9 protein-coding genes are annotated in these 18,699 nt (G+C 37.4%); 4 read left to right on the forward strand and 5 right to left on the reverse strand.

Annotated elements, in window-relative coordinates:
- Nucleotides 1–137: 137 nt before the first annotated feature.
- The 5 genes from ACF3OB_RS02265 to ACF3OB_RS02285 all read right to left on the reverse strand — a co-directional run bounded on the left by ACF3OB_RS02265 (nucleotide 138) and on the right by ACF3OB_RS02285 (nucleotide 11,871).
- Nucleotides 138–1,205, reverse strand: coding sequence for a branched-chain amino acid aminotransferase (locus ACF3OB_RS02265; RefSeq protein WP_042009511.1), 1,068 nt, complete (start codon nucleotides 1,203–1,205; stop codon nucleotides 138–140).
- Between the two features lie 356 nt (nucleotides 1,206–1,561).
- Nucleotides 1,562–3,244 carry a RagB/SusD family nutrient uptake outer membrane protein gene (locus ACF3OB_RS02270; protein WP_095894261.1) on the reverse strand — a complete coding sequence of 561 codons (1,683 nt, stop codon included), beginning with the start codon at nucleotides 3,242–3,244 and terminating at the stop codon, nucleotides 1,562–1,564.
- A 22-nt stretch (nucleotides 3,245–3,266) separates the two neighbouring features.
- A complete protein-coding gene (locus ACF3OB_RS02275; protein ID WP_392448173.1) occupies nucleotides 3,267–6,434 on the reverse strand; it encodes a SusC/RagA family TonB-linked outer membrane protein in 3,168 nt (1,055 codons plus the stop codon).
- A gap of 415 nt (nucleotides 6,435–6,849) precedes the next feature.
- Complete coding sequence (locus ACF3OB_RS02280) at nucleotides 6,850–8,652, reverse strand: RagB/SusD family nutrient uptake outer membrane protein (protein ID WP_212895988.1); 1,803 nt, start codon at nucleotides 8,650–8,652, stop codon at nucleotides 6,850–6,852.
- A gap of 12 nt (nucleotides 8,653–8,664) precedes the next feature.
- A complete protein-coding gene (locus ACF3OB_RS02285) occupies nucleotides 8,665–11,871 on the reverse strand; it encodes a SusC/RagA family TonB-linked outer membrane protein (protein WP_392448175.1) in 3,207 nt (1,068 codons plus the stop codon).
- A gap of 552 nt (nucleotides 11,872–12,423) precedes the next feature.
- Between ACF3OB_RS02285 and ACF3OB_RS02290 the strand changes: the two genes are divergently transcribed.
- The 4 genes from ACF3OB_RS02290 (at nucleotide 12,424) to ACF3OB_RS02305 (ending at nucleotide 18,665) form a co-directional block, all read left to right on the forward strand.
- Entirely contained in the window at nucleotides 12,424–13,881 is a 1,458-nt protein-coding gene (locus ACF3OB_RS02290) for a regulatory iron-sulfur-containing complex subunit RicT (RefSeq protein ID WP_212895990.1), read from the forward strand.
- Nucleotides 13,881–14,369, forward strand: a complete 489-nt coding sequence (locus ACF3OB_RS02295) for a gliding motility lipoprotein GldH (RefSeq protein WP_042009516.1) — start codon at nucleotides 13,881–13,883, stop codon at nucleotides 14,367–14,369. Before ACF3OB_RS02290 ends, ACF3OB_RS02295 begins: the two co-directional genes overlap by 1 nt.
- Before the next feature lie 111 nt (nucleotides 14,370–14,480).
- Entirely contained in the window at nucleotides 14,481–16,784 is a 2,304-nt protein-coding gene (locus tag ACF3OB_RS02300; RefSeq protein WP_095912532.1) for a penicillin-binding protein 1A, read from the forward strand.
- A gap of 84 nt (nucleotides 16,785–16,868) precedes the next feature.
- Nucleotides 16,869–18,665 (forward strand): DUF4091 domain-containing protein, encoded by a 1,797-nt coding sequence (locus ACF3OB_RS02305; protein ID WP_392448179.1) that lies wholly within the window; start codon nucleotides 16,869–16,871, stop codon nucleotides 18,663–18,665.
- Nucleotides 18,666–18,699 lie beyond the last annotated feature (34 nt).

The raw sequence follows: 18,699 nt of genomic DNA on the forward strand, positions 1-18,699 counted from the left end.
AAAAAAATAGAAGCTGTCAAAAAAATGTTTTTAAACAAAGTATATTTATAAAATCTTGATTATAAATATCTTTTAAATCTTCGAAATTAGTTTTTTGACAGCCTCTTTTCGTTTCAAATCGTAGAGATATTCCGTTATTAATCGACTTTAACTCTCCAACCAAAAGGGTCTTCAACTTTGTTATATTGGATATTCAAAATGGCTTCTTTGATTTTTGAAGCGTATAAATCAGCTGGAGGTGTAAACGTATATTTTTTGTCTTTATAACCAAATCCAGAAATTGGACTTATAACGGCTGCCGTTCCACTACCAAAAATTTCTTGAAGAGTTCCATTTTCAGCAGCTTCAATCAACTCTTTGACTCTTACTGGGCGTACCTCGGTTTTGATTCCCATTTTTTCAGCAATTGTAAGTACGCTTTTACGAGTAACACCGTCCAAAATACGTTCGCTTGCAGGGCAGGTCATCAATACATCATTGATTCTAAAAAATAGGTTCATCATTCCTGCTTCTTCTAAAAATTCATGTGTAGCATCATCTGTCCATATAACTTGCTGGTAGCCTTCTTCAATCGCTAATTGTGTTGGATAGAACTGACCTGCGTAATTTCCAGCAGCCTTGGCAGCACCAAAACCTCCATTAGCAGCACGACTATAGTAGTCTGCAATTTTCACTTTCACGTCGCCTGAATGATAGGCCTGAACTGGCGAAGTGATAATAATAAACATGTAATCCGTTGCAGGAGAGGCTTTTATTCCTGATGTGGTAGAAATCATAAAGGGGCGGATGTATAGTGAATTTCCAAATCCTTTTTGAATCCACTCACTATCAATTTTCAACAAAGCTCTCAACCCTTGGTCAAACCAACTTTCAGGAAACTCTGGAATTGCTAACCGAACCGCTGATTTATTCATTCGTTTGTAATTCTCTTGCGGACGAAACAAAAAGATGTCTCCAGCATCATCTTTATAAGCTTTCATTCCTTCAAAAATAGCCTGTCCGTAGTGAAAAACACTTGCTGAAGGTTCTAAAGTTATAGCTGAATATGGCTTAATTTCAGGTTGTTGCCACATTCCATCGGTGTAGTGGCATACGAACATATGATCTGAAAAAATTTTTCCGAATTGTAGATTCGAAAAATCTACTTCATTAATACGACTTTCTTTCGCTTTCTGAATACGTAAATTAAATGCAAGGTTATTCATAATTTTAAATATTTTCTGCGAATGTACTATTTTTTTTCGACATTTGGAAAAAATACGAAGCTCTGTTCAGATAAAAGCAGATTTTGAAATTAATTTTCGTTTTAAAAAGGCATTATGTTTTATGTAATAATAAAAAGAAGGAAAGGTCTTATGGGTTTTAAGGATAACTAATCATTTTCAAGAAAAAAATATGTAAATTCGATTTATTTGAGATTAGCTGTATATTCCTTGATAAATATTTATTACTAACAAAAAAATGAGGCTGTCCAAAAAGGTCAGCCTCATTTTCGATAATAGTTTGTTTTAATTTTGTCTAAACTTTTCCATGCACTATCTTGTGTATATTCATGAAAAAATTAGTCCCATCCAGGATTTTGTTTATACCCAACCAATTTTAACTCATCTGTTGGTATTGGATATAGATACATTTTATCATTCCACGTACGTCCGTTAGGAAATGCTGGGTAAACAATCAAATATTTCTCATTGTCCACGGGTAATTTATTGATAGCGTCTTTGTTATACTCCGCTTTCAACTCATCTGTTAATTTCATTCCTTTTATAGTTTTCGGATTGTTAAGCAGTTTTCCAGCCTTCCAACGTAAGATGTCATTAAATCGGAAACCTTCTCCTACAAGTTCTACACGACGCTCTCTGCGTATTTCGTAAAGAATGGGAGCTACGTCATACCCATAATCACTAGCGTTAGCATCTGCTACTGCATCCATCGTTAAATGGGGCATTGCAACTCTGTCTCTTATCTTGTTGATTGTTCTGTCTAAATCTGCTTGAGACAATGTTCCTAATTCATATTTAGCCTCTGCATAGTTTAACAGTACCTCTGCATATCGAAAGATAAACATATCTGTATCGCTACTGTACGCTTCTTCCTGTTTTGGATCGTTTGACATTCCTTTGATAAACCAATACCCTGTGGTAGTTACTGGTGTGCCTATTTCTGGAAGATTTACAATCACTGGCGGGGTAGAACTCGTTTTTACGAACCCTGGGGTGGCTACGGTTTGTGCATAGCGTGGATCTCTGTTTTCAGCTTCTTTACTTGGGGTGCTGTCGTCATAGGTGTAAGAGGTAGTACTAATTGGTTTTCCATCTTTAAAGAGGTAGTACTCCATAAAATCCTTGCTACATCCGTTGTTAGAGCCTTTGGCTGAACGGCTATATTCGTGTCTTCCAGTTTCAACAGCACGCAGATAATGTCTGTGGAATATAGCTTCTTTATTGCCTGCCAAATTATCCTGAATGAATAAATTGCGATAATCCTCATTTGGCTTTCCTGTGGAATAGATTTCATATCCTTTTGCCATCAGTTTTTCACTGGCATCAACGGCTGCTTCCAAAAATACACGCTCATCACCTAAATTGTGATACTTACGGAAAGTACCTTCCCAAAGTGCAATTCTTGATTTGAGAGCAAGGGCAGCATCTTTGTGTAACCTTCCTGCCTCTGCATTTGCCTTTTCGGGCAGATGCTCAATAGCAAAATTAAGGTCTTTCAAAACTTCGTCCATCACTTTTTTGTGAGGTTCTCTTGGACCGTATATTTCAGGTGAGGCATCACCTACTTTTTTGAGTATTAACGGCACATCACCAAAGCGAACTACTTTTTCCCAATAGTATAACGCCCTGAAAAAACGAACCTCTGCCGCATATTTTTCTTTGGTTGTTCCTGAAACTTTTTGGTAATTTTCTAAAAAGAAATTACAATTTCGTATGCCATTCCAAGCACCTGTGTCCCAACCTCCTCCTGATGAGGGAACTGTGTATGTCCCAAATAAAAAGTCATCAGGACTATTAGGTACCATATTATCCGACTGTACATCTCTATGTTGTAAGATGCTCAAAGGCAAGCTTCCGTAGAATCGGTTAGCAAAAAAACTCAATTCTTGTTCTGTTTTAAAATAGGAAGGCTCGGTAAACGCATCAGGAGGAAACTTGTCCAAAAAATCATCGTTTTTACAAGAAACGATTGTCAGCACAGCCGATAATCCTATTGCGATATGTTTAATTTTATTCTTCATTGTTTTGTTCTTTTTAAAATTATTAGAATCGTGCTTGTACCCCAAAGGTAAATACTCTGTTAAGTGGGTAAATCTGATTAAGCAATTCAGGGTCGTATGATTTTATGAGTTTGGTAAATTCCATTACATTTTCTCCTGTTACATAAACCCTCAAATTACTCATTCCAATGGCTTGCATTACGTCCTTAGGCAAGGTGTACCCCAATGTGATTTGTTTTACACGTAAGTAAGAAGCATCTTGCAAGTAGCGTGTAGAGGTTTGGAAGTTTCCTCCCCCGAAACGCTGTCTTGGAAAATAAGCATTTGGGTTTTCAGGTGTCCAATAATCCAATTGCTCGGTAGTAGGTACTGCCCATTGGTTGGTAAAGCCCCAAAAATAAGTGCCACCCAAAGCATAATCTCTTTTTGCCGTACCTTGTAGGAATAACGAAAAATCGAATCCTTTGTAATTAGCCCCCATATTTACCCCGAAAGTGTAACGTGAACGGTTGTTTCCTATAATGCTCATATCGCCAGGATTATCTAAGGTATTATCTCCATTATTGATTTTGCCATCAACTTTCAAATCCTCAAATTTTACGTCTCCCGCCAACCATTTGTAACCAGCCAATTTTTTCTTATCAAGTTTAGCGGCATCTTCATCGGTTTGGTACAAACCATTAGAAGTATACCCCCATATCTCGCCAATTTCAGCTCCTTCATACATAATATGACCATTTACTCGATGTCCAAGACTATTGATAGGGTTAAGATCATATTTGGTGATAAACGCCCTACTGTCCGCTAAATTGAAACTTATATTATAACTAAAATCTTCGGAAACTCGGTCTTTCCAGCCGATGGAAAACTCAAATCCTTTGGTTTCCAAATCGGCAGCATTTCGCTGTGGAGACCCTGTTCCCAACACTTTGGGCAAAGGAACTCCGTTCACCAACATTCCTTTAGTATTTCGGATATAATAGTCAAACGAACCTGATAAGCGGTTGTTAAAGAAGCCGTAATCTACCCCTATGTTACGCGTTTCTACGGTTTCCCAAGTAAAGTTATCGCTCACTAATCCAGGAGCATTTACGTAAGGAAGTCCTGCATTGCCGAACAGATAGCCTGTTTGTGCTCCATAGCCCATTGTTGCCAAATACGGGTAATTTCCTCCCACATATTGGTTGGGTAAATCACCGTAGGACACACGGAATTTCAAATCACTTACTACTTTGGTTAGAGGCTCAAAAAATCCTTCCTTAGAAATACGCCAACCCAACGAAGCCGAAGGGCTGAATACATATCTGTTATTTTTGCTGAATTTAGAAGAACCATCATAGCGTCCGTTGATTTCTAACAGATATTTTTCAGCAAATACGTAGTTCAAACGGAAGAAAGAACCTATCAAAGCCCAGTCAGAAATTCCACTACCTACGCGAGGTTTATCATCATTGTTTAGTTTCAGGTACGGATAATCTTGATTGATAAGGTTTTTCGCACTTGCCCAAAAAGATTCGTTGTGTTTTTCTTCTTGGCTATACCCTACCATTGCTTTGAAATAGTGTTTTTCAGCAAAGGTGTTTTCATACTGTGCATAAATGTTAGCTGCTTTGTAAATGTCTTGGCTACTGCTTTCATCTACTCGGGAAGTATTGGTGTGTGCGAAGAAGCCCAAATCAGTAGCTTTTGTAGAGTCAAAAATACTAACACCATCGGTAGGTGCTCCGTATTCTTTGAAACGTTTTACGTTTGTTTTACTATTGTTTCTATACGAATTCCAAGTATAGTCCCCTACCACTTTTACGTTTTTAATGGGTTTGAATACAAAATTTCCTGTTACCCATATATCATCAGAAGCGTACTTTTCTCTTCCTCCTGTGGCAATCATCGCGAACGGATTGGTAAAACTACCTTGTCCTGAGAAATTTCCGTCAGGGTGACGCACTGGCATCAAAGGTTTTAAATCACTGGCAAAACGTTCTGTCTCAACACCATTACGCCCGTTTGAAGTCTGGTCGTTTTGTTTGCGATTTAGGCTTGTTTTAACTCCAAGAGTAAGCCACTTGGTAACATCAGTAGTTAGCCCGAGATTTAAATTGTAACGATTGAATTTTTGATTAGACACTTTGAAAAGCCCTTGTTGCTCAAACATTCCTCCAGAAGCTATATAAGTAGTTTTTTCTGAACCTCCTGAAAGAGAAATGTTGTGTTGCGATTGTGGTGCCCAACCAGGGTACATTTCCTCAATCCAATCAGTATTGCCTACATAACGGTATTTTCGCGGATCGGTAGGGTCAATATACACAGCATTTTCGGGACGTGGGTCAGCCATATATTTTTTTACTCTGTCAATGTCTTCTTGCCCAAAACCTTGACCACCTCTAGAACCACCAGAGACGGCACCTGTTTCATCTGCCAAGAGATACATTGTTAAGTATTCTAACGAATTTACTAATTTAGGCAAACGTGTTGGGCGTGTAAGCGAGTAATTTGTAGAAATGCTCACTTGAAGCGGAGTTCCTTTTTTTCCTTGTTTGGTAGTGATAAGCACTACCCCAAAAGCGGCACGCCCCCCATAGATAGCTGCCGAAGCGGCATCTTTAAGTACGGTTACATTCTCTACGTCATTCGGGTTAATTTGATTAGGATCCATTTGCACTCCATCAACAAGTACTAAGGGATTTCCGCCATTGATGGAAGTAAAACCGCGAATATTGAAATTGGCACCTGTTCCTGGACGACCATTACCCACTCCGATATTTAAGTTAGGGACTAATCCCTGTAACCCTTGTCCGATGGTAGTGAGCGGACGGCTTTCTAATACTTTTGCATCAACGGTTGCTACCGCCCCCGTTAAGTTTTCTTTTTTCTGAGTTCCATACCCAACAACTACTACATCTTCCAATTGTTGAGCTTCTTCAACAAGTAAAACGTTGATAGTCAGGTTATTACCCCCCCCCACTACTTTTTCTTGTGTTACAAAACCTAAGTAACTGAAGACAAGAACCTCGCCTCGATTCGCTTTGATTTCGTACTTCCCATCAAAATCGGTAGCGACCCCACGAGTGGTGTTTTTGATCAACACACTTACGCCTGGTAGTGGCACTTTACTCTCGTCAGTAACCGTTCCTTTTACTGACACCGTCTGTGCAGAAAGTGTCAAACACCAACTGAACACAAACGCGAACAATGTTAAAATTTTTAATTTCATAAGCTGTTTGATTAATTTAAAATTCGAGTGTAAAGGTACATCTTTTTTTTCATTTCATGAAAAAAAACTATTTTTTTTTGTGAATATATTCTTAAATAAAAATCTAAATAAAAGAGCTTCATTTGATTATACTTCGAAAAAATACAACAGTAATATTCAAATATTAAGTATATAACCTCCTATAAATTATAGCACCTGGTCATTTAACTTATGTTTAAGAACACGAGGCTGTCTCAAAAGAGTTATTTTAAGCAAAATATTAAAAATAAAACACTTATTTTCAGTAGATTAATTTTGTGAAATTGCTAAAATTTGACTTTTTGGACAACTTCATTATCAGTGGCAAGGACGGACTTACTATAAACAAAGAAGCTACCCTTTTTGGACAGCTTCTTTGTTATAAATATATAAAAGTTTACCAACCGGGATTCTGTTTCCAATTATTACCTGTTAGTGATAACATACGTAACTGAATTGGCAATAAATAATCTCTGTTGGGATTAAATCGCAATCCATTACTATATCCAGAAGGGTTGTATGGATAAATATATCTCTCGGTGTCATTTGTAGAACCTGTCAAGAAAAAATTATTTCCACTTGCTTGGTCATACTTTAAAGAGTTACCGTATTGAGGATGTCCTTGCAAATTGCTACCTACAAATAATGCTCCTGTTGGAAGTTTTCCTACAATGAGCTCTTCGGCAGCTGCCCAACGTAAGATATCTATTAGACGTACCCCCTCACAAGCTTTTTCCACACGACGCTCTCTTCGTACAGCTTGGATATATTTGTCTAAATTACGGAAGGGATAATCCATTTCTTGATTATATTCTCTATCAAAATCCATAGAAGGCATCCCAACTCTGTCACGTAGTGGTTTCAATAAAGAAATAATAGTAGCTGCATTTGCTGCACCATCAAGTTCCGCTAGGGCTTCTGCATAATTTAACAATACATCAGCATATCTGAATTGAATAGCAGGTGTTGCTCCTTTGTATTCAGCATCTAAACTTCCTGCATAGTCAATTTGAACATGTTTAAGTAAAGAGTACCCTGTTACATTTTGATGGTATGCTCCACCTGTAAGTGGAGGGACAACATAGGAGCCTTCATCAGGACGTAACTTTTGCCCAGGTATACATACGGTTTGAGATAAACGAGGGTCTCGTACTGTTGGCAATAGTTCATTTCCGAAAACTGTTTTTGCGGTTTGTTTTTCCGTTCCTATGAATGGAGTTCCTGATATAGTAAGATAATCATCAACCAATGAAGCTGTAACTCCAACAGAACCACCGCCTTTGTTCAAATATCTATTTACGTTGTTACCTACTTGGTCTCCGTCATAAAGCTTAAACCATAAAACTTCCTTATTAGTTGACAGATTGGTTGTTTGAAAAAGTTTTCGATAGTCATTATTTACATCCCCCGTTGAATAGATTTGCCAAACACCTCTATCAACTACAGCTTTCGCTGCAGCAACGGCTTGTTGTAGATAGCTTTTAATTTTTTCATCTGTGACCGAAGGATCATAGAATGCATTTCCTTTGGCTTTATGATACTTTTCCCAGGTTGCTTCAAAAAGAGCTACTTCACTTTTTAAGGCACGAGCAACATCTTTGTGAATCCTCATAGTAGCACTGGAGTTTTGCTCAGAAAGCAACTCAATAGCTTTATCTAAATCAGAGAGGATGTTATCAGCGATGGTAGTACGACTATCTCTAGGAAGCTTCATTTGTTCTAAATCTGGGTCTAAAGGCTTTTCAACCCACGTTAGTTGTCCGTAGTTTATAAACATTTGGTAATAATACCACGCTCTAAAATAATACGCTTCACCAACACATTGGTTGTAAGCAACACTTCCTTTTTCTTGACTATAGTCTAAATTATTTAAAAGAAAATTTATATTTCGAATTTGTGTATAATTTCCTAAACTTTGGGCATTATTTAGTGTCAATTCTCCTGCAAGACGAGTACTCGCTGAACTTGCAGCCATATTGTCACTGTGTATGTCATCTCCTGCGATTCCACCACCGCCACCTGCTGCAAAACCTTGGTGACGAACGCCCGATTCATAAAACTGGTTGATGTAGTTTTGCATTTCACTTGCCGTAGCGAACGGGGCGTCCGTTGAGAGTACTCCCTCTGGTGATTTATCTAAATCATTACATGCTAACAATAATAGAGTAATGCTCACTCCTATATATTTTGTAAGTTTCATAGTCTTCAAATTTTAAAAATTAACAATTATTCCCATTGAAACAACTTTATTCATCGGGTAGTTTTTACCACCTTCGCCTGTATACGTATTTCCTGTAAAAATAGCTTCAGGGTCGTATATATCCATTAAAGATGTGAATGTCAATAGGTTTTCTCCTGAAATAAACATTTGTACCTTTTGGAAATTAAATCTTTTAATGATCTCTTCAGATAGCGTATAACTCAATGTAACATTTTTAAGTCGGCAATAAGCTGCATTTTGTAAATATCTGTCACTCACTGCTTTGTTCTTGCTCTGGAAAGTTCTTACTCCTCCTGCAGTATGAATATAAGGTTTTGGATAATAGGCATTAGGATTCGTTTCGCTCCAATAATCTAAATGTTGTTTAAAAACATGTACTTGTGCGTAAGGCCCTGAACCCCAGAAATAAGATCCGCTTTCAGGATGCCAATCGCGCTTGCCAACTCCTTGAAGCATTACATTGAGAGCTAATCCTTTCCAACTAATTCCTCCGTTTATGGTGTATTGATATCGTGGTGTTGTATTACCTATAATGGTCATATCTCCCATATTACTGAGTTTATTATCTCCTCGATCAATTTTTTTATCATTATTTAGATCTATGTATTTTACGTCTCCAGGAGTCCATGCCTTAGGACTTAAATAGCTCATATCGTAGGTTTTATTATATTCATCAGCCTCTGCTTGGGTCTGTATTAATCCTGACGAACGATATCCCCAAATTTCACCTACGGATCGACCTTCATACCAACTATTAGCAGGTGCAGTTCCTTCAGGATTCGTATATTTCGTAACTACTGAAGTAGCGTCAGAAAGCATTCCTCCAACATTAAAGCTAATGTCTTCTGTTATTTTTCCTCGATAATTGATTTGTAGCTCCCAACCTTTGTTTCGCATATTTGCATTGTTTGTTTTAGGGGCGTCTGCTCCAAAAAAATCAGGAAAGCTGAGAGCTGTTCCCAACATATCTTTAGTATCGCGTTGAAAAACATCAAACGAACCTGTTAGTTTATTGTCGAATAAACCAAAATCAATTCCAATGTTTTTGCTTTCTACTTTTTCCCAAGTTGTGTTTAAGTCAATCACCTTAGGTGCTTGTGTATATGAATGTCTTCCATCAGAAAAAATATAACCTCCTAATCTGTTACTCAAAGGCATGGTAGCGGCAAATGTGTACAGGTCTGCACCAGCTTGGTTTCCTAACAACCCGTAAGAGGCTCGCAATTTTAAATTAGATAGAAAATTGGAAGTCGTTTCCATAAAGCTTTCTCGACTTATATTCCAACCCATTGATAACGAAGGAAAAAAGCCCCATCTGTTGGCTTTTGCAAATCGAGATGAGCCGTCGTAACGACCGTTAATTTCAAGAAGATAACGACCATCATAATCGTAGTTAATTCGCCCAAAAATTCCTCGGGTTGCCCAACCATATCGACTATCAGTGATTACTTTATCCCCTGCTCCCATCCCTACATTAGGATTTATAGTAGAATAAAGTTTTGTAGTAGAATTTTTTAGGTAGCTATACGATAAATCTTCCTCCTGATAACCTGCCATAAAAGTAAAATTATTCTTTTCGGCTAATGTAAGTAGATAATTTGTGTAAAGGTTCATTGTTTTGTATCCTTCACGAGCGTAGTAGCGAGTAAATCGCCCATCAGGGGTAACGCTCAATTCGCTTCTTACACCCTTTGAAGTAGTAACCCCATCAGCAGCATAAATATTAGGCGCAACACTTAAAGCTTCGTATTCATCATTACCTTGACGATGAGTGTAGTCAAAAAATATGAACCAGTTTTTAAGAGGTTGCAATTCTGCCCCTGCAGTAATGTTCAGAGAGTTTCTGTCTAAAGTAGTGTATGTTCCACTTTGTAAATAAGGAATCATTGTCAGTTCTGTGAAATTTCCGTTAGGGTCTATGTGTGAAACTGTAGGACGGAAACGAGCTAATGAGTGATAAAATCCTTCTGACAAACCACCATCTCCAAAAGGAGTGTTATTTTGAGAAGACAAAAATTTTGTGTTCAATTTTATTTTTAACCAGTCGGTCATCTGTGAAGAAATGTTAGCAGTGAGTGTATGGCGTTTGAAATCCATTTTAGCATAGCGTAAAATACCGTCTTCCTCATAATATCCGCCCGAGAGATAATATTGAGCTTTTTTGTTTCCTCCACTCACGCTAAGATTATGGTTGATACGAACAGCATTATTCTTATAATGCAAATCAAAGTAATCAACGTTTCCTACACCTCGTTCAGAGTTTTCAAAAGCGGGATTCATAAGGCTGTTTGCAGGAAGTTCAAACCACGGATTTACGCTATTTGGATCAGTGATATACTGTTGCAATAAAGCCATTTTTTGGTCGCTGTACAGCCTTGTTGAGCCTGCATTTTTAACTCCAGCGTTCCAATATTGAGCGAATGAATAAGAATCAACCATATCAGGTAAAACGGTAGGTGAATGGAAACCCATTGTTCCTTGATAGTTTATTCTCATTTTGTCCTCCTGTCCTTTTTTTGTCGTCACCAAGATAACGCCGTAAGCTGCTCTTGCTCCATAAATTGCACTTGCCGCTGCGTCTTTCAAAACCGATATATTTTCTATGTCGTTTGGATTTACATCGGCTAAATTCATTTCAACACCATCTACTAAAACATACGGATTTGCGGTGTTACTCAAATTTCCTTGCCCCCGCAAACTGAGAGAACCATTAGCTCCAGGACGTCCTGAACCTGAATTGTTAACAAATAAACCCGAAACCATACCCTGTAAACTCTGCGTTGCGTTAGCAACAGGACGAGTTTCAAGAGTCTCTCCCTTTACAGAAGATACGGCTCCCGTTAAGTTTACTTTTTTCTGAACGCCATAGCCCACAACAACAACATCTTCCAGTTTTTCAGCATCTTCTCTTAATGATATGTTTATTATCAAAGATTTACTGCCATCTGCAATTACATTTTTAGTTTGAGATTGATAACCTATGTAGCTGAACTCAATAATATCGCCTTGATTAGCTTCAAGCGTATAGTTACCATCAAAATCGGTAACAACTCCTTTCATAGTCCCCTTTAGTATCACATTTGCACCAGGAAGTGGACTACTTGTCTCATCAGTAACTTTTCCAGTTACCTTAACCTGTGCCGTTAACGTTATTGCTGATAACATCAACAGCACTGCCAACAAAAACTTCTTAGTCATTTTTTAAAATTTTAGTTAAACTTTACTCATTGTACTCCACAATAGAGCTATGGCAAAGATAAAATATTATCTTAATAATAACAATAAAAAGTTTTTTTTTAACATTTTAAGGGTTGTAAATTTGTTATGACTATTTAGTTCATGTATTTTATGAATTTTATGAGGTGAAATTTTAGGAATTGAAAATAAAAAAACAATCCAATCTGAATAGTTTATCTCATAATTATAAGATATAAATTATTGATATTATGAGTTTTATATTTCAAACAGAAGACCTATAATCTTTACTTTATTTTTTGTTAACAATTCACAAGTTGATGTAATTATCAATTAAACCGTATTTATTTTGCCTTCTTCATGTTAGGAAAGAAATTCTGTTAGAAAAAAATCCGTTATATTTTATAGTACGTAAAAATAAAAAATGTATTTTTGCAAATTGAAGCTATTCGTATAAAATAGCAAACGACTAAAAGACAAATACTAATCGGACAAGGTTATTTTCTAACAACATCTATTCAAAACCTTGTTTTTCAATATAATAAATAACAAAGAATGAGTTGCAATAGTTGCACAACAAAAAATAAAAAAGGTGGTGGATGCAGTGGAGGATGTAGTTCTGGAGGTTGTAATAGCGGAAAATTAGCTGTCTTTGATTGGCTATCAAATGTGCGCTTACCAGGGGGACAAGATTTTTTTGACTGCGTAGAAGTCCGCTTTAAGAATAGCCGTAAGGAATACTTTAAAAATACAGAGAAATTATCGTTACAAATAGGTGATGTAGTTGCTACGGAAGCCAGTTCAGGACATGACGTAGGAGTGGTTACCCTCACAGGTGAATTGGTTCGTTTGCAAATGAAAAAGCGAAAAATCGATTGGAATGGAGAAGGAATTCCTAAAGTCTACCGAAAGGCAAATCAGCGAGATATTGATATTTGGCAAGAATCTCGGGATAAAGAGATTGAAGTGCAAAAACGCTCGCGAGAATTAGCAATTGCTTTAGGATTGGAAATGAAAATTTCAGATGTAGAATTCCAAGGAGATGGTTCTAAGGCTACGTTTTATTATACAGCTGAAGGTCGAGTCGATTTCCGTCAATTGATTAAGGATATGGCACGAGCCTTTTCGGTACGCATTGAAATGCGACAAATAGGTTTCCGTCAGGAAGCGGCTCGATTAGGAGGGATCGGTTCATGTGGGCGTGAACTGTGTTGCTCAACATGGCTCACTGATTTTAGAACTGTAACCACTTCAGCGGCTCGTTATCAGCAACTTTCACTGAATCCACAGAAATTAGCAGGACAGTGTGGAAAGTTGAAATGCTGTCTCAATTTTGAGCTGGATTCCTACGTGGATGCTCTGCAGGATTTCCCTCGTACAGAAACTAAATTACATACGGAAAAAGGGAAAGCAAGTTGTCAAAAAATAGACATTTTCAAACGTTTGATGTGGTATTCTTATGACGAAGACCCTATAAATTGGCATAAATTGTCGGTAGAAAGTGTCAAAGAAATTATTGCCAAGAATGGTGCAGGTGACAAAGATGTCGTATTAGAAGATTATGCCATTACAGCCGAAGCAGATGGAATAGGTTCTGAAATTGGAATGACAATGATCAAGGAAAATACCGAGGATAGTCTTACTCGATTCGACAAACCCAAACGCAAGAAAAAGAAAAATGACAAGCGTTCCAAGAATAACAAGGCAGGGAACCAAAATGGTAATGAAACAGGAAAAACAGAAAGTAAAGTAGAGATTCCTGAAAAACAGGTAGATGCAAATGTTCAACATAAAAATGAGCAGCGAAAACCAAATCAACAGGTAAAAATTAAAAAGACACAGCCCCAATCTCAAAAACACAATATTCCTATTGAAAACGAGAAGGACAAACAGAAGAATAATATCGCAAATCAGAAAAACTCAAAAAATCCAAAGCATTTGAAGGAAAAAAATCCAAATGCAAAACGAAAATCGAACCATTTTAATAAGAATAGCACCGATAATAATAAATAATGAGATTTTTAACCCTATTTTTGGCCGTCCTGATGTGGAGTAGCTGTCAGTCAAACATCGAATATAGCGAATATGTTTCACTTTCAGATGGAGAAGGTTGGCAAAAGGCATCGCCTGTGTCGTTTCAATTTCAACACTCCGATTCTATTGCTAAAAAAAACATATTCATTATGCTGAGAAATAATGAAAAGTATGAGTTTAGTAATTTATTTCTTATTACTCACATGGAATTGCCTGACAGAAGACTCATTATAGACACTTTGGAATACGAAATGGCAACCCCAGAAGGGAAATGGTTAGGTTATGGATATTCATCTGTAAAGGAAAATAAGTTGTGGTATAAAGAAAACTTTGTGTTTTCAGCCAATGGAACATATACTATAAAGGTAGAACAAGCCATGCGAAAAATAGGAGAAACAGACGGTTTGGAACAGCTCAATGGTATTACCGAAGTCGGATTGCAAATAGAAAATATTCAGGAAAGATAATCTACTGTTAGATAAATTTTGATATTAGCTTAAAAGGAATGAAAAAAGTTTATTTGATGTTCGAATTTATTATTTAAAAATATAATTATCAAGATATTACAAAAATACATAATGAAAAAGAATACAACGAAAGAAGGAAGTAAAAACAAGTTAGTTAAACTGTTTTGGTTGGTATTTTTCGGAAGCATTGGGTTTGTGTGTCTACTTTTTGCTTTTGGCTCATGGGGTTTTTTAGGAGAGATGCCTGATTTCAAACGATTGGAAAATCCAGAAACAAACTTGGCAACAGAGATTGTTACCGCTGACGGAAAAACATTAGGAAAATTCTATTTGGATGACAATCGAACTCCTGTAAGATATAAGGATTTGCCAAAACATTTGGTTGATGCTCTGATAGCTACGGAAGACGAGCGTTTTTATGACCATTCAGGAATTGATGTGCGAGGAACTCTTCGTGCCTTTGCTTATCTCGGAAGTAAAGGAGGAGCGTCAACAATCACGCAACAACTTGCAAAACAGTTATTTCACGGTACGAAGGCTCGTGGTTTGGAGCGATATACCCAAAAAATCAAAGAGTGGATAATTTCTACTCGCTTGGAAACACAATATACCAAGGAAGAGATTCTCACAATGTATTTTAATATATATGACTTTGGATATCAAGCAGATGGAATACGTTCGGCAGCACGTATTTTCTTTGATAAAGAACCTATGGAACTGAGCTTAGAGGAGAGTGCTGTATTGGTAGGAATGTTCAAAAATTCATCGCTCTACAATCCTGTACGAAATCCTGTAGGGGTTACTAACCGACGTAATGTAGTCTTGGCACAAATGGCAAAAAATAATTATATCACTCAGAAAGAAAAAGATTCATTGCAAAAATTGCCTTTGGAATTACGCTTTACTCCAGAAAGTCATAACGAAGGAATAGCAACTTACTTTCGTGAGTATTTACGCTCATTTATGAAAACATGGATAGACCAAAATCCCAAACCTGATGGAACGAAACATAATCTTTATTTGGACGGTTTGAAAGTTTACACCACCATTGATTCAAAAATGCAGACCTATGCTGAATTGGCGGTAGAAGAGCACATGCAACGACTGCAAAAAGTATTCGATGCTGAAAACAATCCAAAGAAAAACAAAACCTTTCCGTTTGTAGAAGTATCAAAAGATGAATTTAATTCCTTGATTAATAGAGCTATGAAACAATCGGAGCGTTGGAGAAAGATGAAATCTTTGGGCTATTCCGAAAAAGAAATAGAGCAATCGTTCAAAGAAAAAACCGAAATGCGTGTTTTCTCATGGCAAGGTGAACGAGATACGATTATGACACCTTTAGATTCGATTTTGTATTATAAAGCTTTTTTGCGAACGGGAATGATGTCAATGGAGCCTCAAACTGGGCATATCAAAGCATGGGTAGGAGGAATCAATTATAAACATTTTCAATACGACCAAGTGATTCAAGGTGCTCGACAAACAGGATCTACTTTCAAGCCCTTTGTGTACGCAACCGCCATTGACCAGTTACACTATTCACCTTGTCATGAACTTCCTGATATTCAGACATGTATTGAAGCAGGGAAATATCAAAACTTGACTGCTTGGTGCCCACGAAACTCTAACGGAAAATTTTCAGGTGACATGATGACTTTGAAGTATGCCTTAGCAAACTCAATTAACTCCATTACGGTGAACTTGATGGATAAAGTTGGGCCAGTTCCTGTGATTAATTTGGCTCGTGAATTGGGAATTTCAGCAGAAATTCCTGAGATGCCGTCCATCGCATTAGGGACAGCAGATATTACGGTTTATGAAATGGTTGGAGCTTATGGAACTTTTGCAAATGAAGGAGTATATGTGAAACCCACATTGGTAACGCGTATTGAGGATAAAAACGGAACCGTACTTTTTGAAAATACGCCTCAAACACGCGATGTGGTGAGTGCCGAAGTAGCCAGAGCTGTTGTTAACCTTATGGAAGGAGTTACACAGTATGGTTCAGGTGCCAGATTGAGAACCAAAGGAGCGGATTCTTATAACAGTATGTATAAAAACGTAATTACGGGCTATCCGTATGCTTTTACCAATCCAATAGCAGGGAAAACAGGAACTACGCAAAACAACAGTGATGGTTGGTTTATGGGCATGGTGCCAAATTTGGTCACGGGTGTTTGGGTTGGAGGTGAAGACCGAGCCGTCCACTTCAAAGGAATTACCTATGGGCAAGGAGCAACTATGGCGTTGCCTATTTGGGGAAATTACATGAAAAAATGCTATGCTGACAAAGATTTGAATGTGTCTAAATCACCGTTCCCTGCACCACAAAATATTGAAATTCCAATGGATTGTAAAAAAGTGGAAGCTTTGGAAAATGATAAAGACGACTTCGGAGACATCGATTTTTAGTGTATTTTTAGTAGCCTTAAATTACTATGAAAATTCAGCGAAAAATTATATCTTTGTGGACATCTAAACATACTATTTAAGGTGATGAAAAAATGTTATTTTCTTCTGTGGTTATTTCTTATACTTTCGATGAAAGCTCAAGAAAATCAAGGCATTACTCACTCCAAACAGCTTACAGGACAAGTTCCTTTTCCGAAAGAAACTTTTATAGAATTGCCAAATCCTGTGAAAGCCAACCCTCAGGAGTGGAAAAACTTCAAGGGAACAACTGCAGGTTGGGGTTCTACGGATGTCCGCTATAAAAAAGAAACTCCAGCTAAGGACTTAAAATTGGCTCAAACTTTAACCGCTTGGAAAGGAGAGCGTATTTCCGGACAAATTGTAGTAGTTAATGCCAACAAAGATGCTGAAATTTCAGTTGACATCAGTGATTTTAGGCATACGAAACTTAAAAATAACCTTAAAAAAGAACATATTTCAGCTGATTTTATTCGTTATGTGATGACGGACGAACTCAATAAGGATGGCAAAGGAGGCTGTGGTTATCGTACCGCAATTAACTTTGATTCTACTCTTGTAGCAGATGCAATTGATCACTACGCTAAAAAATTGGTCATCCCTGCACAAACCTCTCGAGGAATTTGGGTAAAGGTGCAAGTGCCTCAAAATGCAGTCTCAGGAAGCTACAAAGGATTTATTTCGGTAAAAAATAAAGGAAAAGTATTCCAAAAACTTCCGTTGGAAATAAAAATATTAGACCGAGTTTTACCCGCCTCAAAAGACTGGCACTTTCATTTAGATTTGTGGCAAAATCCGTATGCAGTATCTCGTTATCACAATCTAAGACCATGGAGTAAGGAGCATTTCGATAAATTGCGAATAGAGATGCAACCCTATGTGGAAGCGGGAGGGAAATCAATCACAGCATCAATCATGCATAAGCCATGGGGAGGACAAACTTACGACGCTTTCGGTTCCATGGTTACGTGGTTTAAAAAGCTAGATGGCTCTTGGCATTTTGATTTTGCGGTGTTCGACAAATGGGTCGAATTTATGCACGAAATGGGAATAACCAAACAAATCAATTGCTATTCGATGGTTCCTTGGAAGTTGTCTTTTCAGTATTTTGATCAAGCTACTAACCAAGTGCAAAAAATTGAAACACAACCAGGAAAACCTGAATACAACGAGGTTTGGGGAGCTATGCTCACCGCCTTTGCGAAACACTTAAAAGGTAAGGGATGGTTTGAAAAAACGTATATTTCTATGGATGAGCGTCCTATGAAAGTGATGTTAGAAACCCTGAAAGTTATTAAACAAGCTGATCCTAATTTTAAAGTATCTTTTGCTGGTGATTGGCATGAGGAAATTGAAGCCGATTTGGATGACTATTGTGTAGCTCTATGGAAAAAATTCTCCGACGATGTAAAAAACAAGCGTAGAGAGCAAGGTAAAATTTCTACTTATTATACATGTTGTACTGAACCTTACCCAAACACTTTTACGTTCAGTGAACCTGCTGAAAGTGAGTGGTTAGGTTGGTTTGTAGCCAAAGAAAACTTAGATGGATACCTACGCTGGGCATTGAATAGTTGGACAATTGAACCCCTTCTTGATAGTCGTTTTGTAAGTTGGGCGGCAGGCGACACCTATTTAACTTATCCCTTAGGTCGAAGTTCTATCCGCATGGAACGAATGATTGAAGGTATCCAAAATTATGAAAAAGTTCGTATTCTCCGTGAAGAATTTAAGAAATCGGGAAACATTCAGGCGTTGGAAAAAATAGAAGAAGTCTTACAGACCTTTGATGAATATGGTATCCCGAAAATCCCTGCTAAAGAAACAGTCAACAAAGCAAAATATATTATAAATTCATTGTAAATTCTTGTTTATCTGTTTTTTAGGAGCTGTAATA

This window comes from Capnocytophaga canis (assembly GCF_043187445.1).
GTDB classification, from domain to species: domain Bacteria; phylum Bacteroidota; class Bacteroidia; order Flavobacteriales; family Flavobacteriaceae; genus Capnocytophaga; species Capnocytophaga canis.